2 protein-coding genes are annotated in these 1951 nt (G+C 74.1%); both read left to right on the forward strand.

All coding sequences use genetic code 11. The annotated features are described in order from the left end of the window. Window positions 1-781, forward strand: a 781-nt coding sequence (locus NQ160_RS23055) for a glutamate ligase domain-containing protein (protein ID WP_257517346.1), incomplete at its 5' end; no start/stop codon positions are given. Window positions 782-786: 5 nt separating this feature from the next. Further along, on the forward strand, window positions 787-1911 hold the full coding sequence (locus tag NQ160_RS23060) for an FtsQ-type POTRA domain-containing protein (RefSeq protein WP_257517347.1): 1125 nt from the start codon (window positions 787-789) through the stop codon (window positions 1909-1911). Window positions 1912-1951: the final 40 nt, after the last annotated feature.

Here is a 1951-nt window from a genome sequence, read left to right on the forward strand (position 1 = left end):
CTTCGGCGACGAGGCGCGCGAGGCGGTCGTGATCTCGTCCGACGACCCTGGCGCGCAGCGCGTGCGGGCCAGGCTGGCGCACCCGAACGTCATCACGTTCGGTGAGCACCCGCAGGCGGATGTCCGGGTCACCGGCATCGTCGCCGAAGGGCCCGTCGCCTTCACGATCACCCACGACGGCGTCTCGGTCGAGGGGCGACTGACGGTCCCCGGCGCCCACAACGCGATCAACGCCGCGGGCGCCGTGGCGGTGCTGCTCACCCTCGGCTACGGGCTCGAGCAGTCGCTGCGCGCGGTCGAGGTCTTCGGCGGAACGCAGCGCCGGTTCGAGCTGCACGGAGCAGAGCGCGGCGTGAGCGTCTACGACGACTACGCCCACCACCCCACCGAGGTCGCCGCCGCCCTCGCCGGCGCGCGCACGGTCGTCGGCGACGGTCGGATCATCGCCCTCCACCAGCCGCACACGTACTCCCGCACGCAGGAGATGTACCGGGAGTTCGCGGAGGTGCTCGAGTCCCACGCCGACCAGACGGTCGTGCTCGACGTCTACGGCGCCCGGGAGGACCCGGTCCCCGGGGTCACCGGCGAGCTTGTCAGCGGCGCCTTCAGCGACCCGTCGCGCGTGCATTTCGTCGCGGACTGGCAGCAGGCGGCGGACTACGCCGCGTCGATCGCGCGAGAGGGCGACTTCATCGTCACGCTCGGCTGCGGCAACGTGAACCTCATCATCCCGCAGGTGCTCGACTCGCTCGCGGCGACGCCGTCCCCGGCGGCGGAGTAGCCCGGATGCGCCGGCCGAGCCCCATCCCGCCGCCGTCGGAGGCGCGCCCCGAAGAAGGCGGGACGGATGCCGCGACGCGCGCGGTCGACCCGCCCCGCACCGTGGGGCCGCCGCGACGGCCGCAGCCCGCCGAGGCGAGCTCCGAGGTTCCCGAGGCCGGCGATCGCGGCTCCGCCGGCGACGCACCGCCCGACGAGGCCGAGACGATGCCGCTCGCGCCGGTGATCCCGTTCCACCTGCGCGAGGACCCGCCGAACGCGGTCACGTCGGCGGACGCCGGCCCGCTGACTCGACCTGCGCCCCCTGCCGTGGATGCCGCGAGCGGCGCTGAGCCCGCCCGCCCGCCCGCCGAGCCTGCAGGCGACGAGGTGCGGTGGGGCGATGTGATGCGCGCCGCCCGCGCCCGCAGGAGGGCGCTGCGCGCAGAGGTGCGCCGCTTCACGGCACGCCAGCGTCGCCGGCAGATGGCGTGGATCGGTGTCGCCGGGGCCGTGCTGCTGCTCGTGCTGGGCACGCTCGGTGCCGCGTACAGCCCGCTGTTCGCCGTGCAGACGATCACCGTCGAAGGCGCCGATCGACTCGATGCCGGCGCCGTCGAGGAGGCGCTGTCCGGCCAGGTCGGAACGCCGATGCCGCTCGTGGACGACAGTGAGGTCAAGGCCGTGCTGGTGGGCTTCCCCCTCGTCGAGACCTACTCGCTGGAAGCGCGTCCGCCGCACGAGCTCGTCGTGCGCATCGTGGAGCGCACCCCGATCGGCGTGCTGTCGTCGCCGGCGGGGTACACCCTCGTCGACGCGGCGGGCGTGGGACTGTCGACGACGAGCACGCCGCCGGCGGGGGAGCCGCTGCTCGAGGTCGCCGGTGGTGCGCAATCCGACGCCTTCGAGGCCGTGGGTCATGTCGTGCGGTCGCTGCCCGCCGGCATCCGCATGCAGGTGACGCAGGTCGCGGCCTCGACGCCGAACGACGTCACGCTCACCCTCGGGGCGACCGGCACCGAGATCGTGTGGGGAGGCGCCGACCAGTCGGCCATGAAGGCGCTTGCGCTCGAGACCATCATGCGGTCGCGGCCGCCCGAGACGGTGGCCGCCTACGACGTGTCCTCGCCCGACGCCATCGTGCTGCGCTGACCCGCCACGACCGGTTCTGAATTCGCATCCGGCGACACGC

The sequence above is a fragment of the Microbacterium sp. zg.Y909 genome, from assembly GCF_024626565.1.

Coding starts and splice junctions, on each gene's coding strand:
- NQ160_RS23060 (WP_257517347.1), top strand. CDS start 787: ATGCGCCGGCCGAGCCCCATCCCGCCGCCGTCGGAGGCGCGCCCCGAA.